Origin of the sequence: Burkholderia plantarii, assembly GCF_001411805.1 — a bacterium.
Lineage (GTDB): Bacteria > Pseudomonadota > Gammaproteobacteria > Burkholderiales > Burkholderiaceae > Burkholderia > Burkholderia plantarii.
In genome coordinates, this window is sequence record NZ_CP007213.1 from 996,330 (window position 1) to 1,021,501 (window position 25,172).

A 25,172-nucleotide genomic window follows, 5' to 3' on the forward strand; every position below is an offset into this window, starting at 1 on the left:
CTATATTGGGCGCGGATGCCGGCGGCCCGCGCCGCGGGGCGCGCCGGCGTATGGTCGGCGCATGACAGGAACCAGGAGGCTCAGGTGCTGCTAGAGGACAAGGTGGTGATCGTCACGGGCGGCTCGCGCGGCATCGGCCGCGCGATCGCCGTGGCCAGCGCGCTCGAGGGCGCCCACGTCGTGATCAACTACTGGGGCGACAACGATGCGTCGTACGGCCGGGGCTCGGCCGTCGACGAAGTGATCGCCCAGATCGAGCGCGCCGGGCGGCGCGCGATCGCGGTGGAGGGCAACGTGGCGCAGCCGGGCACCGGCGCCGAGCTGGTGCGGCGCGCGGTGGGCGCGTTCGGCCGCGTGGACGTGCTGGCCAGCAACGCCGGCATCTGCCCGTTCCATGCGTTTCTCGACATGCCGCCGGCGGTGCTGGAGCGCACCGTCGGCGTGAACCTGAACGGCGCGTTCTACGTCACGCAGGCGGTGGCGCGGCAGATGCGCGAGCAGGGCACGGGCGGCGCGATCGTGGCGACCAGTTCGATCAGCGCGCTGGTGGGCGGCGGCATGCAGACCCACTACACACCGACCAAGGCCGGCGTGCATTCGCTGATGCAGTCGTGCGCGATCGCGCTCGGCCCTTACGGCATCCGCTGCAATTCGGTGATGCCGGGCACCATCGCCACCGACCTGAACGCCGACGATCTGGCCGACCCCGACAAGCGCGCCCGCATGGAAAAGCGGATTCCGCTCGGCCGGCTCGGCGCGCCCGACGAGGTGGCCGACTGCGTGGTGTTCCTCGCTTCGGACCGCGCGCGCTACGTGACGGGCGCGGCGCTGCTGGTGGACGGCGGCCTGTTCGTCAACCTGCAATGAGCGTGGCGGCGGGGTCGGGGCCGGCGGGACCATCGAATGCGGCGTCCACGGCCGGATCGGAGAAGCGCCGCAGCAAGCCGATGAAATATTCGGCGGCCTCCGAGAGCGGCTCGTCGCGGCGCGTGAGGATGCCGTAGCCGGGCAGCCGCTTGCCGATCTCGATCGGCAGCGCCACCAGCAGCTTCGCCTTCACGTGATCGCGCACCACCGATTCGGGCAGCATCGCGATCGCGTCGAAGGTCTCGACCAGCTGCAGCGTGGCGAAGATCGAGCCGCATTCGGTCAGGTTGGCCGGCGTGGCGAGCCGCGCGCGCGCGAATTCGCTCTCCAGCAGCACGCGCGCCGGGCTCGACACCGGCTGCGCGACCCACGGCCATGGCGCGAGCTCGTCGAGCGTGACGCGCTCGCGCGCGGCCAGCGGATGCTGCGCGCGCGCCACCAGCACGAGCGTTTCGGCCGCGATCGGCTCGAAGCTGAAATCGTTGTGCTGCAGGGCGTTGGTGAGGCGCCCGAGCGCGAGATCGACCTCGCGGCGGTACAGCAATTGCACGATCTGGTCGCTGGTCTCGCCGAGGATGCGCACCGACAGCAGCGGGCGCACCGTCTTCAGCGAGGCCACCGCCAGCGCCAGCACGTCGGGCGCGGCGCCCATGATCGCGCCGACCGTCAGGTGCCCGTGGCCGCCGCGCCGCTTCACGTCGAGATCCTCGGCGAAGCGCGTGAGGTCGGACAGCGCGCGCCGTGCGTAGGCGAGCACCGACTGGCCGAGCGCGGTGGGCGCCATACCCTTCGCATTCCTTTCGAACAGGCGGAAGCCGAACGCATCCTCGATGTCGCCAAGCATGCGGCTCGCGCTCGGCTGCGCGACGTTGATCTCGCTCGCGGCCTGATGCACGTTGCGGCAGTCGTCGAGCGCGACGAGCAGCGCGAGGTGCTTGAGTTTCAACCGGTTGACGAGCGACGACGCCGTGGTGGGCAGGGTCATGGGCGGGTGATTCGTTTTCTGGATCGCCCAATGATGATAACGGATTGGTTGGCTATCGGGAGCCGTTTATAGTCGCTGCATCTCGTGGTGCGCAGCCGCGACGACATTCATACCGAGAACGACGGAGACACGATGACGGAGACGATCGCTTTCCGGATGCGGCTCAATCCGGGCCGGCGCGACGACTACGAGCGCCGCCATCGCGAGATCTGGCCGGAGCTCGTCGCGACGCTGCGCGCGGCCGGCATCCGCGATTACCGGATCTTCCTCGACGAGGCCACCCATCATCTGTTCGCGGTGCTCGAGCGCGAGCCGGACCACCGCATGGCGCAGCTCGCCAGCGACGCGGTGATGCGCAAATGGTGGGATCACATGGCGGACCTGATGCCGACCGGCGCCGACGGCGCGCCCGAGCAGGTGCCGCTCGCGCCGATGTTCCACCTGCCCTGAGCCGAGGCCGACGATGCGAGTGGTCGATCCGCACATCCATTTCTGGCGCCCCGGCACCGGTGATTACCCGTGGCTCGCGAAGCCCGGCACCTCGTTCGTCGGCGACGCGCGCGAGCTCGCGCACGATTACCTGCCGGCCGACCTGCGGCGCGACGCCGGCGACATCGAGATCGCGAAGGTGGTCCACGTCGAGGCCAATTTCGATCCGGCGCGGCCGGTGGACGAGACGCGCTGGCTGCAGTCGCTGGCGCAGTCGGCGCCGGGCTGGCCGCATGCGATCGTCGCGGCGGCCGACCTGTCGGCGCCCGACGTGGAGGCGACGCTCGCCGTGCATGCCGGCTTCGCGAACGTGCGCGGCATCCGCCAGATCCTCAACGTCCACGCCGATCCGCTTTACGACTACGTGGGCCGCCACTATCTGCGCGATCCCGCCTGGCTGCGGCAGTTCCCGCTGCTCGCGCGCTACGGGCTGTCGTTCGACCTGCAGCTGTATCCGTCGCAGATGCCCGAGGCGGCGCGGCTCGCGCGCGCGCATCCCGAGGTCGCGATCGTGCTGAACCATGCCGGCATGTTCGTCGACCGCGACGCGCCGGCCGGCTACCGCGCCTGGCGCGAGGGCCTGCGCGAGCTGGCCGCGTGCCCGAACGTGGCCGTCAAGATCAGCGGCCTCGCGATGTTCGACCATGCGTGGACCGTCGAGAGCCTGCGGCCCTACGTACTCGAGACGATCGACGCGTTCGGCGTGGCGCGCTCGATGTTCGCGTCGAACTTCCCGGTGGACCGGCTGTTCGGCGGCTACGGCGAACTGTGGCGCGCCTATGCGCGCATCGTCGGCGGCGCGAGCGAGGACGAGCGCCGGCAGCTGTTCGCCGGCAACGCGGAACGGTTCTACCGGATCTAGCGGCGCCCGGCACGATCGGGCGATGGCGATGGCGCGGCCCCGACAACTGGAAGGAGACGATCTTGGCGATACCTGAACAGGCGGCTGCGGAGGCGGCCGCGCCGCGCCTCGAACTGCGCGGCGCGAGCAAGTCGTTCGGCGCGGTGCGCGCGCTGGTCGGCGGCGAACTCGTGCTGCGCGCGGGCGAGGTCCACGCGCTGCTCGGCGAGAACGGCGCCGGCAAGTCGACGCTCGTGAAGATCCTGGCCGGCGTCCACGCGCCCGATACCGGCGTGCTGCGCGTGGACGGCCGCGAGCGCCGCTTCGCCACGCCGTCCGACGCGCGCGCGGCCGGCATCGCGGTGATCTACCAGGAGCCGACGCTGTTCTTCGACCTGTCGATCGCCGAGAACATCTACATGGGCCGCCAGCCGCTCGACCGGCTCGGCCGCATCGACTACGACGCGATGTTCGCGAGCGTCGCCGCGCTGCTCGGCTCGCTCGGCGTGAAGCTGAACCCGCGCCGGCCGGTACGCGGGCTCTCGATCGCCGACCAGCAGGTGATCGAGATCGCCAAGGCGCTGTCGCTGGAGGCCAACGTGCTGGTCATGGACGAGCCCACCGCCGCGCTGTCGCGGCCCGAGGTGGAGCGGCTGTTCGCGATCGTGCGCACGCTGGCCGGACGCGGCGCGGCGGTGCTGTTCATCACGCACCGGCTCGAGGAAGTGTTCGCGCTGACGCGCCACGTCACGATCATGCGCGACGGCGCGAAGGTGTTCGACGCGCCCACCGCCACGCTCGACACCGCCGCGATCGTCGCCACCATGGTGGGCCGCGATCTCGAGACGTTCTACCCGAAGGCCGAGGTCGAGCGCGGCGCGGTGCGGCTCGCGGTGCGCGGCCTCTCGCGCACCGGCGTGTTCAAGGACGTCGGCTTCGAGGTCCACGCGGGCGAGATCGTCGCGCTGGCCGGGCTGGTGGGCGCCGGGCGCAGCGAGGTGGCGCGCGCGATCTTCGGCATCGATCCGCTCGACGCGGGCGAGATCGTGGTGTCGGGCAGGCGGCTCGCGCCGGGCCGCCCGGGCGACGCGGTGCGCGCCGGGCTCGCGATGGTGCCCGAGGACCGCCGCGAGCAGGGCCTCGCGCTCGAACTGAGCATCGCGCGCAACGCCTCGATGACGGTGCTGGGGCGCCTGGCGCGCTTCGGGCTCGTGTCGGCCGCGCGCGAGCTGGCGCTGGCCGGCGAATGGGGCGCGCGGCTGCGGCTCAAGGCGGGCGACCTGCGCGCGCCGGCGGGCACGCTGTCGGGCGGCAACCAGCAGAAGGTGGTGCTCGGCAAGTGGCTCGCCACCGGCCCCGACGTGCTGATCATCGACGAGCCCACGCGCGGCATCGACGTGGGCGCCAAGGCCGAGGTGTACGGCGTGCTCGCCGACCTCGTCGGGCAGGGCATGGCGGTGCTGATGATCTCGAGCGAGCTGCCCGAGGTGCTCGGCATGGCCGATCGCGTGCTGGTGATGCACGAAGGGCGGATCCGCGCCGACATCGCGCGCGCCGAGGCCACCGAGGAACGCATCATGCACGCCGCGCTCGGCGGCCACGACGTCTCGATGGAGCGTGCCGCATGACCACCGGAACCCCCGTGATGAATCCTGCCGACGACACCCGCAAGCCGCGCGCGGGCGCGGCCGCGCTCGCCGTGATCGCGAAGAGCCGCGAGACGACGCTCGCCGTGGTGCTGCTGCTGCTGATCGGCGGCACCGCGCTCGCGCGCCCGCAGTTCCTGAACCTGCAGAACCTGCGCGACGTGCTGCTGAACGTGTCGATCGTGAGCCTGCTCACGGCCGGCATGACGATCGTGATGCTGATGCGCCACATCGACCTGTCGATCGGCTCGGTGGTGGGGCTCGGCGCCTACGGCGTGGGCAGCCTCTACGTGGCGTTCCCGCAGCTGCCGGTGCCGCTCGCGCTGGCCGCCGGGCTCGCGATCGGGCTCGGCGCCGGCTGCGTGAACGGGCTGCTGGTGGCCTGGGGGCGCGTGCCCTCGCTGGTCGCCACGCTGGCGATGCTCTACATCCTGCGCGGCGCCGACTACGCCTGGGTCCACGGCGGCCAGATCACCGCCTCCAGCCTGCCCGACGCCTATTCGCGGCTCGCCACCGGCTCGCTGGCCGGCGTGCCGGTGCTGGTGCTGATCACGGCGCTGCTGCTGGCCGGCCTGTCGGTCTACCTGAGGCGCTACCGGGCCGGCCGCGAGCACTACGCGATCGGCTCGAACCCGGAGGCCGCGCGGCTCGCCGGGATTCGCGTCGACCGCCGCGTGCTGGCCGGCTTCCTGATCTCCGGCGCGCTCGCGGGGCTGGCCGGCGCGCTGTGGCTGGCGCGCTTCGGCACCGCCGACGCGAGCACCGGCAAGGGCATCGAGCTGCAGGTGGTGGCCGCGGCCGTGGTGGGCAGCGTCGCCATCAACGGCGGCGTGGGCACCATCCTCGGCGCCACGCTCGGCGCGCTGGTGCTCGGCGTGATCAGCATCGCGCTGGCGGTGCTGCACGTCTCGCCGTTCTGGGAACAGGCGATCCAGGGCGCGCTGATCGTCGCCGCGGTGGCGGCCGACACGCTGCTGGCCCGCTCGATCGCCAAACGCATGATGAGGAAACGCGACCATGGCTGACGCGAAATCGACCCCGGCGCGGCGCGCCTTCGCCCCGGGCTGGGAAGGGCTGCTGGTGCTGATCCTGATCGCCTCGCTCGCGCTCGGGCGGCTGCTCTCGCCGGTGTTCCTCGACGCGGCGAATCTCGCCAACCTGCTGCTCGACATCGGCGAGATCTCGCTGATGGCGCTGACCATGACGCTGATCATCGTGACGGGCGAGATCGACCTGTCGGTGGCGTCGATCCTCGGCGCGTCGAGCGCGCTGATGGGCGTGCTCTGGCACCTCGGCCTGCCGATGCCGCTCGTGATCGCGCTGGTGCTGGCGGCCGGCACGCTCGCGGGGCTGTTCAACGGCTGGGTGATCGTGCGGCTGCAGCTGCCGTCGCTGGCCGTGACGATCGGCACGCTCGCGCTGTTTCGCGGCCTCGCCTACGTGCTGCTCGGCGACCAGGCGATCGCCGATTTCCCGCCCGGCTACACGGCGTTCGGGATGGACACCGTGGCGGGCAGCTTCCTGCCGCAGCCGTTCGTGATCGTGATCGTGGCGGCCGTGCTCTGCACCGTGCTGCTGCAGGCCAGCGCGTTCGGCCGCGCGCTCTACGCGATCGGCTCGAACCCGGCCGCCGCCACGTTCTCGGGCATCGCCGTGGCGCGCATCAAGCTGCGCCTGTTCGTGATGTCGGGCTTCATGAGCGCGCTGGCCGGGGTGGTCTACACGCTGCGCTTCACCAGCGCGCGCGGCGACAACGGCGAGGGCTTCGAGCTGGCCGTGATCGCGGCCGTGCTGTTCGGCGGCGTGAGTATCTTCGGCGGGCGCGGCTCGCTGTACGGCGTGCTGCTGTCGCTCTTGATCGTCGGCGTGCTGAAGAACGCGCTGACGCTGGTGGACGTGTCGAGCGAGGCGCTCACGATCGTCACGGGCGTGCTGCTGCTGTCGTCGGTGCTGATCCCGAACCTCGCCTCGCGGTGGCACGCGCGCCGGCTGCGGCACCGCGCGATGGCACGCTGAACGTGGCGCCCGCGCGCATCGCGAATCGCGACGCCTCGGCCGCATCCATGCATTCACGCATATCAACACGGCCGGGCCCACGCCCCGGCCCGTAACCTGGAGACGCAGCATGCATCGATCCTTACGCAGGACCGCGACGGCGGCGGTGTTCGTCACGCTGGCCGGGCTCGCCTCGTCGTTCGCCGTGGTCGGCACGGCGGACGCGGCCGGCCTCGAGCCCGATCTCAAGATCGCGTTCGTACCCAAGCAGATCAACAACCCCTACGAGGTGATCGCCGACGAGGGCGGGATGGCCGCGATCAAGGAGCTGAAGGGGCAGGGCAAGGTGGTCGGCCCGTCCGACGCGGGCGCGTCCTCGCAGGTGCAGTACGTGAACACGCTCACCACCCAGCGGCAGAACGCGATCGTGATCGCCGCCAACGATCCCAACGCGCTGGTGCCGTACCTGAAGCGCGCGATGGCGCAGGGCGTGAAGGTCGTCACGTTCGATTCGGACACGGCGCCGGAGGGCCGCCAGATCTTCGTCAACCAGGCCAACGCCGAGAGCATCGGGCGCGGCCAGATCCAGCTGCTCGCGAAGCTGACGGGCGGCGAGGGCGAGTTCGCGATCCTCTCGGCCACGCCGAACGCGACCAACCAGAACACCTGGATCCGCTGGATGCAGGAGGAACTGAAGAAGCCCGAGTACGCGAAGCTCAAGCTCGTGAAGATCGCCTACGGCAACGACGACGACCAGAAATCGTTCGTCGAGACGCAGGGCCTGCTGCAGGCGTATCCGGACCTGAAGGCGATCGTCGCGCCGACCTCGGTGGGGATCGTGGCCGCCGCGCGCTACATCTCGACCTCGTCGAGCAAGGGCAAGGTGGCGGTGACCGGGCTCGGCACGCCGAACCAGATGCGCGCGTTCGTGAAGAACGGCACCGTCAAGGCGTTCCAGCTGTGGGATCCGGGCCAGCTCGGCTACCTGGCCGCCTATGCCGCCGCCAACCTGGCCTCGGGCACCATCACCGGCAAGGAAGGCGAATCGTTCGAGGCCGGCAAGCTCGGCCGCCGCACCGTCGGCAAGCGCGGCGAGGTGATCCTCGGGCCGCCCGCCACGTTCGATGCGTCGAACATCGACCAGTTCAACTTCTGAACCGGGTCCGCGCCCGGCGCGCAGGCGACGCGTCGGGCCCAAGGCGCGGGACATGAGGTATCGACCGTCAGGCCTCGGGGCGGCTCAGGAAGCCTTCGACCGCGGCCGCGAACGCCGCGGGCGCCTCGAGCATCATCAGGTGCCCGCAGCCCGCGAGCGCCTCGCGGCCCGCGCACAGCTCGACGGCCCAGCCCGGGAGATGCCAGCTGTCGTGCGAACGCTCGCCCGACAGCAGGTACACCGGGTGGCGCTGGAACACCTGCCGGAGCTTGCGCGCGTAGCCGGCGTTGCCGGTCACCGCGATCACCGACTGCCCCATCGCGCGCAGCGTCGAGGCCGGCTGATGGTCGAGCCAGCGCGCGGCGGTGTCGACCATCGCCGGCGTCGCGTCGCGGATCACGCCGCGCAGCCAGCCGGCCGGATCGGCGCGCAGCGACGCGAGCCGCGCGTCCGCCTCGTCCGGCGTCATGTGCGCCACCGGCGCGGACCAGAACGCGTCGTCGAGCGTGAAGTTGCCTTCCACGTTGACGATCCGGCGCACGCGGTCGGGATAGGCATGCGCGAACAGCATCGCGATCGCGCCGCCGGTCGAGTGGCCGACCAGGTCGACGGTGGGCGCGTCGGTGCGCGCGGCGATGAACGCGCGGATGTGCTCGACCTGCTCGGGCAGCGAGATGGCCTCGAACGGCACGTGCCGGTAGGCGCCGTAGCCGAGCAGGTCCGGCGCGGCATGGCGCCGGTCGGGGGTGTCGAAGGCGATCGCATCGAAGCTGCCGATGAAGCCCTGGACGAGGATGACGGGGGGCCGGTGGCTCATGCGGATCGTCTCGCGGGTGAATGAGGGTGAAGGGACGCGGCGTGCTCGGCGCCGAGTGCGTCGCGCAGTTCGTCGAGTTCGAGGCAATGCGTGCGGTCGTGGTCGAGCAGCTCGCGCACGAGTTCCTCCAGGCTGACGCGCCGGATCCCGTCGTGCAGCCCGCAGCGTTCGAGCTGCGCGGCGCCGAGCCGCCGCAGCACCAGGCACAGGCGCCGCCGCGCCTGACGGAACGCCTCGCAGGCCTCGCCCGGGCTCTGGTCGGGATAGCGGCGCGCCTGCGCGATGGCGAGCCCGTCGACCGCGGCGATCACGGGCAGCCGCTCGCGCCGGATCGCCTCGATCCGCCGCGCGGACACCGCATCGAAATCGCGCAGATGGCAGACGTGCTCGACGAACGAGAAGCCGGTGCCATCGGGGCGGCGCGTCCACTGCGCGCGCGGAATGCGCGCCGCGTGTTCGGCGAGCCGGCCCGGCATCGCGGCCAGTTCCTCGATCACGCGCGGGAACGGCGGCACCACCGGACGCGCGCTGAACACGGCGCCATAGCTGAACAGCCGGCCGCCGACGCGTCCGCGCGCCCGCACGAGTTCGTGACCGTGGCGGCGCATCACGTCGGCCACCATCGCGCCGCAGAACTGCCGGGCGGTCGTATCGGTTTCGATCTCGGGATATTTCCCGGCGATTTCGTCGGCCACCGCCGCGATCGCGGCCATGCCGACGCGCGACAGCGCCGCGTATTCCGGGTAGCGCCCGGGAAGGTCGATCAGGGCTTCGAGTTGCGTTCCGATCGGCGTGGCGCGGAAGCGGTCAAAGCGGGAGTGCATGGATCGGGACGCATTGCCTTAACGTCGCACGACGATACGTTAGCGCGGCGCGGGCGGTCAAGGCATCGGGTGCCTTGCGGTTTTTTGTTATGAAATTAACGATCCGGCATGCGCGGGAATGGCGATAATCGCGCGCCGGCGTCGTGATTCCACGCTGTTTCGCGAATCAATGCGCGCGGCGGCGGCGCGCGGGCCGGGGCGCTCGCGCGCCGCCGGGTGGACAGCGCCGCCGGCGCGGCGGTATGCTCGGCGGCACCGCGCCGGGCGTCGCGCGCGGTCTTCGTCGCGGCGCGTGCGTTCGCGATGCCGCCGTCCACGTCGATCGCGTTCGCAGGTATGCCGCTATGATCGTCACCGATCTGGTCTGTCAGGAAATCCGGGAGCACATCGCCTCCCATCGGCCCGAGCGCGGCGGCGCCCTCTACGGGCCGCGCCACTACCCGATGGTCACCCATTTCGAATACGACTTCGACGCGCGGACCAGCGCCGTCAGCTACGTGCCGTCGGACCGGCTGATCGCCAACGTGGCGGTGGTCGAGCGCGAGGCCGGGCTGCAGTTCAAGGGCATCGTCCATTCCCACCCGCGTGGCCTCGTGCGGCCCTCGGCCGGCGACGAGCGGACCGTGCTGAGCTTCTTCGCCAAGAACCCGCATGTCGCGGCGATGGCGCTGCCGATCGTCCAGTCGCTGCCGCGCTCGCGGGCACCGGAACCGGCGCCGGATCCGGAACCGGGCGCGGCGCCGTCGTTTCTCCATTGGTATCGCGCCGAACGCGGCAGCGCCGCGGCGCGTCCCGGCGACGTCCGGCGCGACGCCGTGACGATCGTCGAGGAGCCGCTGCACGTGCTGCCGATCCTCGCGCACGTCGAGCGGCTGCTCGCCGGCCTCGCGCGCGGCGGCCTCGCGCTGGCCTGCAACCGCAAGCTGCAGCATCTGGAGATCGCCGGCTCGCAGCTGGTCGGGCTCGTCTGCAGCGGGCCGGCGCAGCGCGAGTTCATGTATTTCGTCGGGCTCGGCTATCCGGTCGTCGCGCCGCTCGTGCTTTACCAGCACGAGGGCGCCACCCGCAGTCTCGCGATCGAATGGGACGGCATGGCCGATGCCGATGCGTCCGTTGAACGAACGGCGGCGCTCCTGTACGCTGCGATGGGTGGTCGGGACGCCAGCGGCCCGGCGCCACGCTCCGAGCCGCCGCGCGCCGCGCCGGCACGGCCGTCACACGCCACCTGAGGGAGTTCGAAATGGGAACCGATCTGAACGCACTGCGCGCCACCGTGCTCGCGAATCAGACCCGCGCCGAATCGCTGCCGATCAATCCCGCCGCCCAGGTGGTGGTGGATCGCGACGGCAAGGTCATCATGCCGGTCGATGCGCGCAGCGCCGAGCGCACCACCATCGTGCCGTCGGAAGTGTTCGCCTGAGGGCGGCGCCCGGAGCCAGCCCATGTCGACACGCTACGAACAGGACCGCGCGGACGTCGCCCGGTTTCTTCCGACCAATACCGTCTACCACCGGATCGGCGACCAGGACGTCTGGACCTTCACGAAGGATACCGAGCTGCAGGTGGTGTTCACGATCTCGCTGTATTTCTGCGCGGACGAGGACATTCCCGGCTATTGCGCGCAGCTCGTCTCGCCGACCATCGAGAAGGCGTGGCAGAACATCCACGTCGGCCATATCTTTCCGGACGGCGTGATCTGCCTGGGCGGCGCCTCCATGCGCACGCGCCGCACGCTGCGCGAAGCGTTCGCGAAGAGCTGCCTGTGGGCCGAGGGCATGGCCGTGATGATCCGCTCGCGCGAGGTCGGCCAGCCGTCGGAATTCCCGTTCTCCGCGAACAACGAGGAAGGCGAGGCCTATGCCGGCGACGCGGTGCTGAAGCCGACCGGCGGCCGGCGTGGCTGAACCGCCGCCGCCGCCGCGCGATCCGAGCTGGTTCGACCGCCTGGCCGGCGTGGTGCCCGACGGCATCGCCGGCAAGCGCGTGGCGATCGTCGGCTGCGGCTCGGTGGGCTCGTTCGTGGCCGACGAGCTGGCGCGCGCCGGTGTCGGCCATTTCCTGCTGATCGATCCCGACCACGTCGAGTGGCGCAACCTCACGCGCACCGTGTACGGCCACGCCGACGTCGGCGCGCCGAAGGTCGAGGCGCTGGCCCGGCATCTGCGCGGGATCTTCCCCGACATCGCCGTGCAGGGCTGCGCGAGCGAGGTGCAAACGCTGCGCCCGCGCTTGCGCGAGTTGCTCGGCGGCGTCGACCTGGTGGTCTCGGCGCTCGACGATCCGACCGCGACCGGCATCGTCGATCGCTACTGCTACGCGCTGCCGAAGCCCGTCGTGTTCGTCGGCCTCTACCGCGGCGCGGGCGGCGGCGAGGTGATCGCCGTGGACCCGGCGCATACGCCCTGCATGGGCTGCGCCACCGGCGGCGTGCGCGAGACGCTCGGCGACGTGGTGACGGGCGCGCCGGTGCAGCGCGAGCGCGACTACGGCACCAACAAGCTGAAGCCGCAGGTCGCGCTCGGCTCCGACATCCACTTCGTCTGCAACGCCGCCGTGAAGATCGCGCTGTCGATGCTGTGCGGCGCGGACGGGGCGGATGGCGGCGAAGGCGGCGGCATCGCACGCTTCATGCGCGGCAAGCTGCGCGAAGGCGTGCATTACCTGATGCTGGCCATGGAGCCCGATTACTACCTGTTTCCGCACACGCACGCCGACGCCATCGGCCAGTACGCGTTCCAGTCGCTCTGGCTGCAGACCACGCGGCGCGCCGACTGCCCCCGCTGCGGCGAGCCCGGGTTTCGCCAGCCGCCGTTCTGAACGCGGCACGGTTCCGATCCGGCGACACTGAATGGCGATCGACCTCGAAACGCTCCGGAAAACCGTCGGCGACGACGCGTCCGCGCGTGCCGAGGATGCCGAGCGCGCCGGCGCGCGATGGTTCGCGGCGCTGCTGAACGGCCGGACCTGGCGCGCGCTGCTGACGACCTTGCTGGTGCTGGCCGCGTTGATGCTGGCCGGGGCCGCGGCGTGGTTCCTCGCGCATCGGCCGCTGCATTCGCCGTCGTTCGGCGGCGCCGAGATCCGGCGGTTCGTGGCGACGCTGCGGCCGGCGCCCCGGCAGGCAGCCAATCCGGCTTCGGTCGCGCCGGCGCCTCGGGCCCGGCCGGATCATGCAGGCGCCGCCGCCCGGCCGCCCTTGTCGATCGAGGCGGTGGCGCGCGACGCGGACCCCGACATCGCCCGCGTGCTCGCGCTGGCCCGCACCGGCGATCAGGCCGCGATCGCCGAGGCGGCGCGGCAGGCGGGGCGCTCGATCGATTTCTCGCGCTATCGCTGGCAGCGTGACCGCAAGGCGGCACGCGCGCTGAACCAGGACGCGATCGCCGCGTTCAACGGGCGCGGCGATGCGCAGGCCGCCTACGAGATCCAGCGCAAGGCGCTGGAAGCCGATCCGCTGGACGGCGAGGTGGCCGGCAACCTCGCGCTCTACGCCTACCGGACCGGACGCGTCGGCGAGGCGCGCCTCTACGCGCTATACGCGCTGGCCGTGCCGCGCGCCGACGGCAAGAGCGGGCGGACGGCCGACTGGACCACGCTGGCCGCGATCGAGGCGGCGAACGGCGACGCGGCCGGCGCGCGCGGCGCCATGTACGTGACGCTGGCGCTGGCTTCGGACGTGCGGCTGCGCTGCGTGTCGGCCGTGCAGGCGACCGCGAGGACCTACGGCAGCCGCCTGCGCGACGCGACCGAGGCGATGCTCGCGCGCGTGCGCGAACGCTCGCTGTCGGACGCGCCGGAGTGCGGATTGCCGGTGCGGTGGTAGCGGGGGCGGACTCGTACCGATATCGTCGCCTGCGTGCGGCGTCGTTCCGCGAACGCGCATCGGCATGGTGAAAGCGTGCATTGATTTCGCGGAAGGATTCGCCTTTCATGGAAGCCGCATCGACGGCAAACCGATGCCGACGCGCGGCGTCGAGCCCGCGACCGGATCCGACCCGCGACCCGACGGACGGCCCGACCCGCCCTCTCGCCCCGGAGCACGACCATGACCAGCAAGACCACGATCTGCCTCTGGTACGACGGCACCGCGCTCGAGGCCGCCGCGTTCTACGCCGCGACGTTCCCCGACAGCGCCGTGGGCGCCGTGCATCGCGCCCCCGGTGATTACCCCGCCGGCCGGCAGGGCGACGTACTGACGGTCGAGTTCACGGTGACGGGCATCGCCTGCCTGGGCTTGAACGGCGGCCCGGCGATCCGGCACAACCAGGCGTTCTCGTTTCAGGTGGCGACCGACGATCAGGCTGAAACCGATCGTCTGTGGGACGCGATCGTCGGCAATGGCGGCGAGGCCGGCGTGTGCGGCTGGTGCCGGGACAAGTGGGGCGTGTCGTGGCAGATCACGCCGCGCGTGCTGACGGCCGCGGTCGCCGATCCCGATCGCGCCGTGGCCAAACGCGCTTTCGAGGCCATGATGACGATGGGCAGGATCGACATCGCCGCGATCGAAGCCGCGCGGCGCGGATGACGCCGCGCGAGGGGCGCCGCCCGCACGTCATTTCGCCTGGCCGCCCGCCGCCTGCCACACCACCGCGTTGTCCACCGCGTAGAGCTTGAACGTCACGCCGGCCTTCCGGCATTCGTCCTGAAACCTCGAGAATTCCGCCGAACTCGAGAACGTGCCGAATTTGCCGTCGCTGGTGAACACGAACGCGCGCGGCGCGGCCAGCAGCAGGAACTGCCTGTAGGCCAGCGCGACCGGTGCCTTTTGCGCGGCCGGCACCGGCAGCGCGTTGGCGTCGGCGAGCGCGGCGAAGCCGCTGCCCACCACGCTGCCGTCGCCGGAGAAGCGCACGCCCGCCGCCTCCATCCCGTTTTGCCAGGCGGCGATCTCGCGCGCGTAGCGCTCGGGCAGCTGGGCGACCCATTCGGCCGGATAGGAAAACGCGAAATTCTCGGTGGCCGTCGCCACCGAGCGCACCACGCCCACCAGCCGGCCCTGTTCGTCGAACAGGCCGCCGCCGCTGGAGCCGCCGGTGACGGGCGTGGACGACTGGATGATCGGCACCTGGCTCTCGGGCTCCTGCCGCAGCGACGAGATCAGCCCGTCGGTCAGCGACAGTTCGAGCCCGCGCGGGCTCGAGATCACGTACACGCGCTGGCCCACCTTCAGCGTGCTGATCGGCGCGACCTGCACCGGCGCCGTGTCGAAGCGGCCGGCCACGCGCAGCAGGCACATGTCGCGGCGGTTGTCGGGGTCGCGCAGCACCTCGTCCACCTTCAGCGTGGCGTTGCCGTTGGTCAGCGCGACGTCGACCGACTTCTCGACCACGTGGCAGGCGGTGATGAAGCGGCCCGGCGCGATCAGCACCGCGCTGCCGATCATGAACTGGTTGCCCTGCGGCTGCGCGGCCCTGACCGTCCAGACCTTCGGCGAAACGGCCGCGAACACCCGCTCGGCCGGATTCCCGCCGCCCTGCGCGAACGCGTTCGCGCCGATCCCGAGCAGCAGCCATAGTGCGGGGCGCAGCCGCGAGGCGCGGCGTTTCCGGTCGATTTTCAATGGACTCTCCCTGCGTTCGGATCGTTGAGCGGCACGGATGACGGCGCGCGAAGGCAGGCGCCGATCCAGATTATAGGGATGCGGGCGCGGGCCCGACATGAACGCGGCCGGATGCCGAAGCCGGCATCCGGCCGCCACGCCGAGGAACCTGGGGGGATCGGCGAGCGCGCCGCGTCAGCGCCAGTCCAGCGCGCCGCCCGATTGATAGTCGGTCACGCGCGTTTCGAAGAAGTTCTTCTCCTTGCGCAGGTTGGCCTGCTCGTCGAGCCAGGGCAGCGCGTTGGTCGCGCCGGGGAACGGCGCCGGCATCGACAGCTGGGTGGCGCGGCGATTGGCGATGAAGCGGAACTGCTCGCAGTGCAGGTCCGCCGAATAGCCGAGGATCGGATCGCGCAGGATGTATTGCGCGTAGGCGCGCTCGGCGGCCTCGGCTTCCTCCCAGATTTCCTGCACGGCGCGCGGGTCGAGGCTCAGGTTTTCTTCCTCGAGCAGCTGCCGGATCACGCGGATGCCGAAGCCGCAGTGCAGCACCTCGTCGCGCATGATGTACTGGAACTGCTGCGCGGTGGCCTTCATCAGGCCGCGGCGCTGCAGCGCGAACACGGGCGAGAAGCCGTTGTAGAACCAGGTGCCCTCGAACACGGCCGCGAAGAACAGGTAGGCGAGCGCGAACTCGTGCAGCGTATCGCGGTTGTGCAGGTCCAGGCCCGGCTCCAGCATCCGGTTCAGGCGCCGGTTCGACAGCGCGATCTTCGCGTGGATCTGCGGCACGACGCGGTAGCGGTTGTAGATCTCCTGCTGGTCGAGGCCGAGGACTTCGATGCAGTGCTGGTAGGTCCAGGTGTGCAGCGCTTCCTCGTAGACCTGCCGGGCCTGGTAGATCTGCAGCTCGGGCGCCGTCATCTTCTCCATCACGGCCAGCCCGATGTTGCGCATGGCGAGGATGTCGGAGGTGGTCAGGTAGGCGAGCACGTTCTCGAACACGTGTTTTTCCGCCGGGCTCAGGCGATGGTGGAAGTCGTGGACGTCGTCGCTCATCGAGATCTCGAGCGGCGTCCAGTGGTTCTTGTTGGCCGAGAGGAAGCACTCCCATGCCCAGCCGTAGCGGAACGGCGCGAGCTGGTTGATGTCGGCGGAGCCGTTGACGACGCGCTTGTCTTCCGCGCGGACAGGTTTTTGTGATGTCATTGATTCGCATGCCAAAATGAATGCGGCTCCGCGCTCCGGCGCATCGATCGATTGCGCCGCGCGGCCGCCGCCGGCCGCTTCGCGGCGGGCCGGGGATTTCAGGGAAATTTTCACTATTAGACAGGCGTCGCGCCACCATCAATCGTAATAGTTCGAGTTGTATGACGGGAGTCAAAGCCGCCGGGGAATAGCGCAGCACCAGGCGCGATTGCCGCGTCGGCACGGGCCGCGCCGTCATGCCGGAGGTGCCGCGGGGGCCGTGACGCGGCGCTGATGGCGGAAGAAATTCCACATCATGCGGCTCGCGTCGGGGCCGCGGTCGGCGTGGAACGGCTCGCGCGGATCACCGCCGCTCCAGGCGTGGCCGAGGCCGCGCACGATGCCTACCCGCACCACCAGCCGGCCTGCCTTCAGGTAGTCGAGGTAGTCGACGTCGTCGCGCCGGTAGGCGCGTTGCTCGCCGGCGCGCACCGCGCCTTGCGCATCGAGCAGGCGGTTGAGCCGCGCGAATTCGGTGCCGAGCTGCGTGGCGTTGCGGCTGGCGACCACCGCGTCGAGTTCGCCGTGAACCACCAGCGCCGGCATGCCGGGGTGGCCGGCCACGTCGACGGCCGTCTCGATCAGGCGCAGCGGATCCTCGCGGCTGCCGTCGCGCATCACGCGCATGGCGCTCATCGCCGATTGCGCGGCCCCGAACACCGGGCCGGAGTGCAGGCCCACCGCGGCGAACAGCGCCGGATGATGGACCGCGAGCACCGCCGCGAGGCCGGCGCCCGCCGACATGCCGGCCAGGTGGACGCGTTCACGGTCGAAGCCGTGTTCGCGGACCATCGCGGCGACCAGCGACGCGATGGCGGGCGCCTCGGAGTGTGCGGCCGGCTGGTGCCAGTGCCAGCAGCGATGGGCCTGCGCCGTCTTCGCCTGCTCGGGCAGCAGCACCGCGAAGCCGGCGCGATCGGCGAGCCGGCAGATGCGCGTGCCGGCCGCGAACGATTCCGCGCTCTGCCGGCAGCCGTGCAGCATCACGACGAGCGGCAGGCCCGCCGGCGTCGGCGCCGAGGCCGGCAGATACAGCGCGTAGGCGAGATGGTTGACGAGCTGGCCTGCCAGCGGCGGCGCGGAGTGAAACGAGCGGGTCCAGCGTCCCGTTGCGCGCGCCGGCTGCGCGTGGCGCGGGCCGGGCGGGGTGGTGCGGGGCGCGCGGGACTTCGAGGCGGGCTTGGCGGGCTTGGGCGTGAGCGTCGGCCTCGGCTTGCGCGCGGCGCGCGGCGGCTTTGGCCGGACTTTCGCGAGCCTGGCGAGCAGATCGAGACCGCTGAGCCAGACGCTGGCTTTTTTCCTGGACATGGGTAGGCGGGGCGAAGGAGGGGCGGTTGCCGGCATCGCGCGGCCGCGAGGCGGCGGCCAGGCGCGGCCCGGCGTGGTGCCGGATCGACAGTCTTTCCCATGCTAACGCCGAAGCGGATCGCGGGCCGGGCGCGGGAACGTGGCGGTTGGTGTCATGAGGCGGGTTGGCGGCGTCTTCCGGTTCTCGCCCGTTCGCGCGGCCGCGGTGGCGCGTGGGAGCGGCAAGGCGGTGGGCGGCGCGATGAGGGCGCGATGCCGGCTCGCGCGGCCGCGGTGGCGCGTGGGGGCGGCAAGGCCGCAGACGCGGCAATGACATCCGATGTCATTGCCGCGCGCCGCGCTGGGCTCCATACTGCGAACCGCTTGCCGCTTGCCGCTTGCCGCTTGCCGCTTGCCGCTTGCCGCTTGCCGCTTGCCGCTTGCCGGTGGCGTCTGCGTTGGCCGGTCCGGCGAGGGAGATCGGCATCCGGCGGGTAACGCGCCTTGCCGGTGCGCCGGACGGCATCGGATGGCGTTCGCGCGGCGGGTTCGTAACGGCGCGAGACGGCCGTGGCGCGGCCGCTTCAGCCGGATCTTCGCAGGTCCGCTCCGTTTCCAGCCAGACATCGCCGCCGCCGGATCGCACCGTCACCACTTGGAAAACCGATGAACGCCACGAGTTCCAGCCGGAAGGCGCCGCCGAGCGACCTCGGCGATCTGCTGCGCTACTGGCGCGATCTGCGCGGCGTGAGCCAGCTCGACCTGTCGTTCGAGGCCGGCATCTCGCAGCGCCAGATCAGCTTCATCGAAAGCGGGCGCAGCGTGCCGGGCCGCGACACGCTGCTGACGCTCGCGCAGACGCTCGACGTGCCGCTGCGCGAGCGCAACGCGCTGCTGCTCGCGGCCGGCTACGCGCCCGTGTATTCGGACGCGCCATGGAACGCGGCCGAGATGGACGGCGTGACGCGCGCGCTCGAACGCGTCGTGCGCCAGCACGAGCCGTTCCCGGCGATCGTGATGGACCGCCACTGGAACGTGCTGATGACGAACCCGGCGGCCCCGCGTTTCTTCAACTGCTTCATCGACATGGCAGCCCGTACCGGGCCGCGCAACATGCTGCACCTGATGTTCGATCCGGACGGCATGCGGCCGTTTCTCGCCGATTGGGAGAGCGTGGCGAGCAGCCTGCTGCAGCGCGTGTATCGCGAATCGGTGGGGCACATGATCGACACGGGGACGCGGCGGCTGCTCGACGAACTGCTCGCCTATCCCGACGTGCCGGCCGGCTGGAAGACGCATCACGAACGCGCGCCGGCCGAGGCGCTGCCGATGGTGCCGCTCGGGTTCATTCGCGACGGCATGGTGCTGCGTTATTTCTCGATGGTGACGACGGTCGGCGCGCCGCGTAACGTGGCGGCGCAGGAGCTGCGGCTCGAATGCCTGTTTCCGGTGGACGACGAAACCGAGGCGCGGCATCGGGCGTTGCTGGCCGGGGCGGCGCGGCAGGTGCAGGCCGTCAAGCCGTGAGGCCGGCCGGCATGACGCGGCGAGGCAGGGCCGCTACGTCGGCGTGCGCTGCACCGCCTGCTGCTCGCGCGCATACTGCGTGGGCGGCCGCCCCACATGCCGCGCGAACGCCACGCTGAAGGTACTCGCCGAGCTATATCCCACCTTTCGCGCGATTTCCGCGATCCGCCCGTCGTTGCGCCGCAGCAGGTCCTTCGCGAGCGCCATGCGCCAAGCCAGCAGGTATTCCATCGGCGCCACGCCCACCGCGCGATTGAAGCGCTCGAAGAAGGTCGAGCGCGACAGCGCCGCCTCGCGGGCCAGCTCGGCCACGGTCCAGCCGTGCGTCGGCCGCTCGTGCATGCCGCGGATCGCGGCGGCGAGCCGGCCGTCGGCCAGGCCGCGCACCAGCCCCGGCGAGGCCTCGGTGCCCGCCGTCGAGCGCAGCGCCTCGATCAGCAGCACCTCCATCAGCCGCGACAGCACCACCTCGCGCGCCGGCCGCTGCTCGAGCGATTCCTCGCGCACGAACTGCACGAGCGTGGCCAGGCGCTGCTCGCCGCGCACATGGACGATCTGCGGCAGCAGCGAGACGAGCAGCGCCGCGTCGGGCGAGCCGAAGCTGCAATGGCCCACCATCAGGCGCGCGTCGATCGGCCGGTCCGCCGGGCCGAGCCGGAATTCGCCGCCGCCGAGCGGCGTCGGCGCGCGCGTGTCGGCGCCCGGCGGCGGCGCGTCGAGGCTCGACATCGCCACGCCGTAGGCAGCCGGGATCAGCACGAAATCGCCCGAGTGCAGCTCCATCGGCGAATGCGCGTCGATCGTGAGCCGGCAGCCGCCTTCCAGGATCACGCAATAGAACGGCTGGCCCGCGTCCGAGCGGCTGACGCGCCACGGGCTCGCGCCATGAACCAGCTTGGAGTACCGGGCACCCGGCTGCAGCAGCGTGACGACTTCCGCCAAGGGATCGATCATTGCCGGACTCTTGCAAATGAAATTCGGATTGTTGATTGTAGCGAGTACGACTGCGGCGATCTATCGTAGTGATACCCCATCACCGCCACAGGAGTTCTCATGCAAACCGTGCTGATTACCGGTTGTTCGTCCGGCTTCGGCCTCGAGATCGCGCGCCATTTCCTCGCGCGCGACTGGCGCGTGGTCGCCACCATGCGCACGCCGCAGTCCGGCCTGCTGCCGGCGTCGGAACGGCTGCGGGTGCTGCCGCTCGACGTCACCGATCCGCACGGCATCGAGCAGGCCGTCGCCGCGGCCGGCCCGATCGACGTGCTGGTCAACAACGCCGGCTTCGGCGCGGCCGCGCCGGCCGAACTGGTGCCGCTCGCCACGGCGCGCGCGCTGTTCGAGACCAACACGCTCGGCACGCTCGCGGTCACGCAGGCCGTGCTGCCGCAGTTCCGCCGGCGTCGGGCCGGCGTGATCGTTAACGTCACGTCGAGCGTCACGCTGAAGGCCTTGCCGCTGATCGGCGCCTATCGCGCCAGCAAGGCGGCCGTCAACGCGCTGACCGAATCGATGGCGCTCGAACTCGAGCCGTTCGGCGTGCGGGTGCGGCTGGTGCTGCCGGGCCGGGCCCCCGACACGCGCTTCGGCGACAACGCGCGTGCCCACATGCACGGCTTCGACCACGAAGCCTATGCCGATCTCGTGAAGGCCGTGTTCGCGCGGCTGACGGACGCCTCCGCGCCGATCACGCACGCGAGCGACGTGGCCGACGCGGTGTGGCGCGCGGCGACCGATCCCGATACGCCGCTGCGGATCCCGGCCGGCGCCGACGCCGAGGCGTGGGCGGCCGAGGCGCGCTGACCGGCCCGAGCGGTGCGTGGCGGGCGCGTCGGGCCGCTTCCGGGCACTTGCAGCCCGCATCGATCCGATCCGATCCGATCGATGCGCGGCGGCCTTCCGTCATCCGTTGCCGTCAATTGCCATCGACGGCGGCCGACCGCGATCCGTCGCGATTCCCGCTCACCCGCTCACCCGCTCACCCGCTTCAATCCGCTTCAATCCGCTCCACGCCGCGCGACGGCGTGTGCCGCCCCGTGCGGGGGCGCTGTTCGCCGTCGCGCCACACGACAAGGAAACCACCATGCAGGATCAATCCATCGCCCTCGTCACCGGTGCCAATCAGGGCATCGGCCTCCAGATCGCCAAGGATCTCGTCGCGCACGGCTACACGGTGCTGGTCGCCTCGCGCAACGCCGGGCGCGGCGAGGCCGCGGCCCGCGAGGTCGGGCCGAACGCGCGTGCGCTGCAGCTCGACGTGACCGATGCGGCCTCGATCGCCGCCGCCGCCGAGCGCGTGCGCGACGAATTCGGCCGCCTCGACCTGCTCATCAACAACGCCGCGATTTCGCACGCCGGCCGGCTGCCCGGCCAGGGCATCGAGGAACACGCGCGCAAGACGCGCCCGAGCAACGTCCCGCTCGACGAAATGCGCGCGGTGTGGGACACCAACGTGTTCGGCGTGCTGGCCGTCTATCAGGCGATGCTGCCGCTGCTGCGGCGCTCGCCCGTCTCGCGCATCGTCAACGTGTCGAGCGGCGTCGGCTCGCTCTCCACCAACCTCGATCCGGCTTTCCCGTATCGCGGCATCTTCGGCCCGGTCTACCCGGCCTCGAAGACGGCGCTCAACGCGCTGACGGTGGCGATGGCGATCGAACTGGAGCCGGAGGGCATTCCCGTCAATGCCGTCTCGCCCGGCTTCACGAAGACCAACCTCAATGGCTATGCCGGCGTCGATACCGTCGAGCAGGGCGCGCGCGAGGCGGTGCGCGTCGCGCTGCTGGGCCGGGACGGCCCGACCGGTAAATTCACGCGCTGGGAGAACGAGACGATTCCCTGGTGAGCGCGGTGCATGACGAGGCATGATGCAGCGCGGCGGCTGTCATCGCGGAGCGGGGGCTTGCCGTTATGCAGGGGCGTGGCGCGCGTGGCCGCTCCGGCATGCCGCGGCGCCACGAGGCCGATCCACAACCTGAAGGAGCTCCGCCTTGCCTGGTCTGTCTCGCTGGTTATCGCTTGCCTGCGCGCCATTCGCGCTGCCGGTCATCACGCTGGCGGCCGTCGCGGCACGGCCCGACCCGGCCGCCGTGCCGGCGGCTCCCCCCTCCGCCGTGGCGTCCGCGCCGCCGGCGCCGGTTGCGAGCCGCGAACGCGACCTCGTCGCGACGCCGGTGCCGACGGTCCAGCCCGGCCGGCTGACGATCGCATCCCGGGCCGGCCCGTTCGTGCTGCCGATCGCCGTGTCGCGGGACTGGACGCGCCGCCAGGCAGGCGTGACGCGCGCGGTGGTGGTGATTCCCGGCTGGCCGCGCCGCGATCTGCGCTCGGGCGAGCACGCCGCGATGCTGGCGGGCACCGCGGCGCGCGGCACGCTGCTCGTCACGCCGCAGTTCCTGACCGGGACCGACGTGGCCGCGCACCATCTGTCCGCCAATACGCTGCGCTGGAGCGCCAACGGCTGGCCGCGCGGCGAGCCGTCGCTCGACGCGGCGGGCCTCGGTTCGTTCGAGGTGGTCGACCAGATCTTCCGGCGCCTCGCGGATCGCACGGTGTTTCCGAACCTGCGCACCATCGTGCTGGCCGGCCATTCGGCGGGCGGCCAGCTGGTGCAGCGCTACGTGGCGATCGGCCAGGGCGAGGCGGTGCTCGGCGGCGCGCCGATCCACGTTCGCTATGTGGTCGCGAACCCGGCCAGCTATCTCTACCTGAGCGACGAGCGTCCCGATGCCGAGGGCAGCTTCCGGCCGTTCGACGCGGCCTCGTGCCCCGACTTCGACGACTGGACCTACGGGCTGCGAACCGGGATGCCGTCCTATCCGGCGCGGCTCGCCACACCGGAGGCGATCCGTGCGCGCTACCTGCAACGCGACGTGACCTACCTGCTGGGCACGGACGACAACGATCCGCACGCGGACGGGCAGGATCTCTCGTGCGCGGCCGAAGCGCAGGGGGCGACGCGCCATGCGCGCGGCAAGGCGTTTTACGCCTACCTCCATCTGCTCGACCCGCACACGGCGCAGCGCCTGATCGAAGTGCCCGGCGTCGGGCATTCGAGCTACCGCATCTACGCCGCGCCGTGCGGAATGAGCGCGCTGTTCGACCGGCCCGGCTGCGGGGCCGGCGGCTGAGCGGCACGAAACGCCGACCGCTTCGGCGCCGGGCGCGGCGGGTGGCCTGGCACGCTACGCGGATTTTTCGCCCTGGAGCAAGCGGAGCCGGCCCGGCCGCCGTCGCCGGGCACGCGCGTTCCCGGCGGCTTTCATCTCCCCGGCGCCGCGCCCTCCGTGTCACCCGTCCCGGATTTTTGTTTGCCATCGATGCTTGACTTCCTTTTAGAGGGTGACTAACATCCAAATTAGATTGTAGTCACCCTCTAAATATCGTCACGGAGCGAACCATGAGGAAGTCGAAGGCGGAAGCCGCCGAAACGCGGCGCCGGATCGTCGAGGTCGCGGCGCGCGAATTCCGGCTCAACGGCATTCAGGCCACCGGGCTCAACGACGTGATGTCGAGCGCCGGCCTCACGCAGGGCGGTTTCTACCGTCACTTCGAATCCAAGGATCAACTGGTCGCGGAGGCCTGCTCGGCCGCGATGGCGGAGGTCGTCGAAGGGCTCGAGGCCGTTGCCGCTTCCGGTGTCGCCGGCGCCGATCGCAAGGATGCGTTCACGGCGATGGTCGACGCCTACGTATCGGTCGCGCACCGCGACACGCCCACCGGCGGCTGCCCGCTCGCCGCGATGGGCAGCGAACTGGCCCACGCGGGCGGCCAGACGCGCGCGGCCGCGGCGCGCGGCTTCGACGAACTGGTCGGCGCGCTGGCCGCGCGTCTCGCGCAGCGCCCGGACGGCGCGCCGCCGCCCGCCGACGCGCGCGCCGCCGCCCGGTTCGCGCTGGCCGCCATGATCGGCGCCGTCACGATGTCACGAATCCTCGGCGATGCCGACGCCTCGGCAACGCTGTTGGACGATGTCAAACACCACCTCGGCGCCATCTAGCCGATTTCCTTCGAATGGAGTTCACCATGCAAGCACGTAAATACCTGATTACCGGCGCCACCGGCAAGACCGGCGTTCATACGGTTCAACACCTGCTCGACGGCGGCCATGCGGTCCGCGCGTTCGTGCATCGCGAGGACGCGCGCAGCGAGGCGCTCGGCGAGGCCGGCGCCGAAATCTTTGTCGGCGACCTGCTCGAACACGACGACGTGATTCGCGCGATGCAGGGCATGACGGGTGCCTATCTGTGCTACCCGGTGCTGCCCGGCTACATCCAGGCAAGTGCCTACTTCGCCGATGCGGCGCGCCGTGCCGGCGTGGAGGTGGTGGTGGAGATGTCGCAAATCTCCGCGCGCGAGGATTCTCGGAGCCATGCCGCGCGCGACCACTGGGTTGCCGAGCGCGTGTTCGACTGGTCGGGCATCCCCGTCGTCCATATTCGCCCGACGTTCTTCTCGGAGTGGATGGTGTTCCCGTGGGTGCGCGATACGATCGTGAAGGATGGCGAGATCACGCTGCCCTATGGCGACGGGCGTCACGCGCCGATCGCGGCCGAGGACCAGGCGCGGATGATCGCCGCCTTGCTGACGCAGCCGGCCGGTCACATTGGCAAGACCTACACGCTGTGCGGGCCGGTCGAACTGAGCCAGGCGCAGATCGCCGCCGAGATCGGCGAGGTGCTGGGCCGCGAGATCCGCTATCGTCCGTCCACGATCGAGCAGTATCGCGCGCACCTGGCGTCCTACGGGTTGCCCGAGTTCCTGATCCAGCATTTCCTGGCGATCGCGATCGACTATCGCAACGGCGTTTTCTCCGGCGCGGATACCGTCATCGCCGGGATCACCGGGCAGGCACCGCAGACCGTCGGCGATTTCATCAAGGCCAATCGCGAAGCGTTCACGGCTTGATTTTCAGCTGGACGTTCAGGAATGCGAAGCATGAAGCGGGCAAGACG

Annotated in this window: 27 protein-coding genes; 19 read left to right on the top strand and 8 right to left on the bottom strand. The window is 70.9% G+C overall.

The genetic code is table 11. The annotated features are described in order from the left end of the window. Positions 1 to 84: 84 nt before the first annotated feature. The gene (locus bpln_RS21675; protein WP_055141166.1) at positions 85 to 867 is read left to right on the top strand and encodes an L-rhamnose 1-dehydrogenase Lra1; all 783 of its coding nucleotides are present in this window, start codon (positions 85 to 87) and stop codon (positions 865 to 867) included. Here bpln_RS21675 and bpln_RS21680 read toward each other — a convergent pair. Next, the gene (locus bpln_RS21680; protein WP_042627360.1) at positions 854 to 1,852 is read right to left on the bottom strand and encodes a LysR family transcriptional regulator; all 999 of its coding nucleotides are present in this window, start codon (positions 1,850 to 1,852) and stop codon (positions 854 to 856) included. The genes bpln_RS21675 and bpln_RS21680 overlap by 14 nt on opposite strands. Positions 1,853 to 1,984: 132 nt before the next feature. Between bpln_RS21680 and rhaM the strand changes: the two genes are divergently transcribed. The 6 genes from rhaM to rhaS all read left to right on the top strand — a co-directional run bounded on the left by rhaM (position 1,985) and on the right by rhaS (position 7,979). Next, the gene (rhaM, locus tag bpln_RS21685; RefSeq protein ID WP_042629304.1) at positions 1,985 to 2,302 is read left to right on the top strand and encodes an L-rhamnose mutarotase; all 318 of its coding nucleotides are present in this window, start codon (positions 1,985 to 1,987) and stop codon (positions 2,300 to 2,302) included. Between the two features lie 13 nt (positions 2,303 to 2,315). Beyond that, a complete protein-coding gene (locus bpln_RS21690; protein ID WP_042627361.1) occupies positions 2,316 to 3,203 on the top strand; it encodes an amidohydrolase family protein in 888 nt (295 codons plus the stop codon). A 62-nt stretch (positions 3,204 to 3,265) separates the two neighbouring features. Further along, positions 3,266 to 4,810, top strand: a complete 1,545-nt coding sequence (locus tag bpln_RS21695; protein ID WP_244132021.1) for a sugar ABC transporter ATP-binding protein — start codon at positions 3,266 to 3,268, stop codon at positions 4,808 to 4,810. A 17-nt stretch (positions 4,811 to 4,827) separates the two neighbouring features. Then, positions 4,828 to 5,853, top strand: a complete 1,026-nt coding sequence (locus bpln_RS21700; protein ID WP_055139964.1) for an ABC transporter permease — start codon at positions 4,828 to 4,830, stop codon at positions 5,851 to 5,853. Then, positions 5,846 to 6,844 (top strand): ABC transporter permease, encoded by a 999-nt coding sequence (locus bpln_RS21705; RefSeq protein WP_042627363.1) that lies wholly within the window; start codon positions 5,846 to 5,848, stop codon positions 6,842 to 6,844. The genes bpln_RS21700 and bpln_RS21705 overlap by 8 nt, the downstream gene beginning before the upstream one ends. Before the next feature lie 109 nt (positions 6,845 to 6,953). Further along, entirely contained in the window at positions 6,954 to 7,979 is a 1,026-nt protein-coding gene (gene rhaS, locus bpln_RS21710; protein ID WP_042627364.1) for a rhamnose ABC transporter substrate-binding protein, read from the top strand. A 67-nt stretch (positions 7,980 to 8,046) separates the two neighbouring features. Here the strand turns inward: rhaS and bpln_RS21715 are convergent, their stop codons facing one another. From bpln_RS21715 to bpln_RS36800, 3 genes are all read right to left on the bottom strand, one after another. Next, on the bottom strand, positions 8,047 to 8,796 hold the full coding sequence (locus bpln_RS21715) for an alpha/beta fold hydrolase (protein ID WP_055139965.1): 750 nt from the start codon (positions 8,794 to 8,796) through the stop codon (positions 8,047 to 8,049). Then, the gene (locus tag bpln_RS21720) at positions 8,793 to 9,620 is read right to left on the bottom strand and encodes a DinB family protein (RefSeq protein WP_055139966.1); all 828 of its coding nucleotides are present in this window, start codon (positions 9,618 to 9,620) and stop codon (positions 8,793 to 8,795) included. Before bpln_RS21720 ends, bpln_RS21715 begins: the two co-directional genes overlap by 4 nt. 95 nt (positions 9,621 to 9,715) lie before the next feature. Then, positions 9,716 to 9,937, bottom strand: a complete 222-nt coding sequence (locus tag bpln_RS36800) for a hypothetical protein (protein ID WP_055139967.1) — start codon at positions 9,935 to 9,937, stop codon at positions 9,716 to 9,718. Between the two features lie 27 nt (positions 9,938 to 9,964). Here bpln_RS36800 and bpln_RS21730 point away from each other — a divergent pair, with 27 nt between their 5' ends. The 6 genes from bpln_RS21730 to bpln_RS21755 all read left to right on the top strand — a co-directional run bounded on the left by bpln_RS21730 (position 9,965) and on the right by bpln_RS21755 (position 14,145). Continuing rightward, entirely contained in the window at positions 9,965 to 10,849 is an 885-nt protein-coding gene (locus bpln_RS21730) for a Mov34/MPN/PAD-1 family protein (protein ID WP_042627368.1), read from the top strand. A gap of 11 nt (positions 10,850 to 10,860) precedes the next feature. Then, on the top strand, positions 10,861 to 11,040 hold the full coding sequence (locus bpln_RS21735) for a hypothetical protein (protein WP_055139968.1): 180 nt from the start codon (positions 10,861 to 10,863) through the stop codon (positions 11,038 to 11,040). A gap of 22 nt (positions 11,041 to 11,062) precedes the next feature. Then, positions 11,063 to 11,524, top strand: a complete 462-nt coding sequence (locus tag bpln_RS21740; RefSeq protein WP_042627370.1) for a hypothetical protein — start codon at positions 11,063 to 11,065, stop codon at positions 11,522 to 11,524. Then, positions 11,517 to 12,437, top strand: a complete 921-nt coding sequence (locus bpln_RS21745; protein WP_055139969.1) for a HesA/MoeB/ThiF family protein — start codon at positions 11,517 to 11,519, stop codon at positions 12,435 to 12,437. Before bpln_RS21740 ends, bpln_RS21745 begins: the two co-directional genes overlap by 8 nt. A 31-nt stretch (positions 12,438 to 12,468) precedes the next feature. Then, a complete protein-coding gene (locus bpln_RS21750; protein WP_055139970.1) occupies positions 12,469 to 13,443 on the top strand; it encodes a tetratricopeptide repeat protein in 975 nt (324 codons plus the stop codon). 222 nt (positions 13,444 to 13,665) lie between these two features. Beyond that, positions 13,666 to 14,145, top strand: coding sequence for a VOC family protein (locus bpln_RS21755; RefSeq protein WP_055139971.1), 480 nt, complete (start codon positions 13,666 to 13,668; stop codon positions 14,143 to 14,145). Between the two features lie 27 nt (positions 14,146 to 14,172). Here the strand turns inward: bpln_RS21755 and bpln_RS21760 are convergent, their stop codons facing one another. The 3 genes from bpln_RS21760 to bpln_RS21770 form a co-directional block, all read right to left on the bottom strand. Next, positions 14,173 to 15,180 carry a S1 family peptidase gene (locus bpln_RS21760; RefSeq protein WP_244132022.1) on the bottom strand — a complete coding sequence of 336 codons (1,008 nt, stop codon included), beginning with the start codon at positions 15,178 to 15,180 and terminating at the stop codon, positions 14,173 to 14,175. Between the two features lie 174 nt (positions 15,181 to 15,354). Beyond that, a complete protein-coding gene (locus bpln_RS21765; RefSeq protein WP_042627373.1) occupies positions 15,355 to 16,368 on the bottom strand; it encodes a ribonucleotide-diphosphate reductase subunit beta in 1,014 nt (337 codons plus the stop codon). A gap of 234 nt (positions 16,369 to 16,602) precedes the next feature. Beyond that, entirely contained in the window at positions 16,603 to 17,715 is a 1,113-nt protein-coding gene (locus tag bpln_RS21770) for an extracellular catalytic domain type 1 short-chain-length polyhydroxyalkanoate depolymerase (RefSeq protein ID WP_055139972.1), read from the bottom strand. Between the two features lie 645 nt (positions 17,716 to 18,360). Here bpln_RS21770 and bpln_RS21775 point away from each other — a divergent pair. Next, positions 18,361 to 19,221, top strand: coding sequence for a helix-turn-helix domain-containing protein (locus bpln_RS21775; RefSeq protein ID WP_055139973.1), 861 nt, complete (start codon positions 18,361 to 18,363; stop codon positions 19,219 to 19,221). A gap of 33 nt (positions 19,222 to 19,254) precedes the next feature. Here bpln_RS21775 and bpln_RS21780 read toward each other — a convergent pair whose 3' ends face one another. Beyond that, the gene (locus bpln_RS21780; RefSeq protein WP_055139974.1) at positions 19,255 to 20,175 is read right to left on the bottom strand and encodes an AraC family transcriptional regulator; all 921 of its coding nucleotides are present in this window, start codon (positions 20,173 to 20,175) and stop codon (positions 19,255 to 19,257) included. A gap of 99 nt (positions 20,176 to 20,274) precedes the next feature. Here bpln_RS21780 and bpln_RS21785 point away from each other — a divergent pair, with 99 nt between their 5' ends. The 5 genes from bpln_RS21785 to bpln_RS21805 all read left to right on the top strand — a co-directional run bounded on the left by bpln_RS21785 (position 20,275) and on the right by bpln_RS21805 (position 25,125). After that, positions 20,275 to 21,024 carry an SDR family oxidoreductase gene (locus bpln_RS21785; RefSeq protein WP_042627377.1) on the top strand — a complete coding sequence of 250 codons (750 nt, stop codon included), beginning with the start codon at positions 20,275 to 20,277 and terminating at the stop codon, positions 21,022 to 21,024. A 280-nt stretch (positions 21,025 to 21,304) separates the two neighbouring features. Next, on the top strand, positions 21,305 to 22,063 hold the full coding sequence (locus bpln_RS21790; protein ID WP_042629308.1) for an SDR family NAD(P)-dependent oxidoreductase: 759 nt from the start codon (positions 21,305 to 21,307) through the stop codon (positions 22,061 to 22,063). A gap of 145 nt (positions 22,064 to 22,208) precedes the next feature. Continuing rightward, on the top strand, positions 22,209 to 23,348 hold the full coding sequence (locus bpln_RS21795; RefSeq protein ID WP_148654125.1) for an alpha/beta hydrolase: 1,140 nt from the start codon (positions 22,209 to 22,211) through the stop codon (positions 23,346 to 23,348). A 269-nt stretch (positions 23,349 to 23,617) separates the two neighbouring features. After that, positions 23,618 to 24,217: a TetR/AcrR family transcriptional regulator gene (locus bpln_RS21800; protein ID WP_055139975.1), complete on the top strand. Its 600-nt coding sequence runs from the start codon at positions 23,618 to 23,620 to the stop codon at positions 24,215 to 24,217. Positions 24,218 to 24,243: 26 nt separating this feature from the next. Next, positions 24,244 to 25,125 (top strand): NmrA family NAD(P)-binding protein, encoded by an 882-nt coding sequence (locus bpln_RS21805; RefSeq protein ID WP_055141169.1) that lies wholly within the window; start codon positions 24,244 to 24,246, stop codon positions 25,123 to 25,125. Positions 25,126 to 25,172 lie beyond the last annotated feature (47 nt).